Annotated in this window: 1 protein-coding gene; it reads right to left on the reverse strand. The window is 73.1% G+C overall.

Annotated elements, in window-relative coordinates; all coding sequences use genetic code 11:
• The coding region (locus ACLNEE_RS17165) for a hypothetical protein (protein WP_412007482.1) at positions 1–201 on the reverse strand (201 nt) is incomplete at both ends.

The following is a 201-nucleotide window of genomic DNA, read 5'->3' on the forward strand; positions in this document are numbered from 1 at the left end:
TGCGGCGAGGCCGGTGGCATTGGCGCCAGGACCCAGTGCCGTCGCCTGTTGCCCTGAGGCCAGGGCCTCAAATCCGACGGCGGTCGCCCGGGTTCCGGTGGCATTGGCGCTGCGACCGAGGGCCGTGGCGCTTTCACCGTCGGCGATGGAGGCTGTTCCGACGGCGGTCGCGGCGGTTCCGCTGGCGTTGGCGTTGCGCCC

Origin of the sequence: Aphanothece stagnina RSMan2012 (genome assembly GCF_046764815.1) — a bacterium.
Lineage (GTDB): Bacteria > Cyanobacteriota > Cyanobacteriia > PCC-6307 > Cyanobiaceae > NIES-981.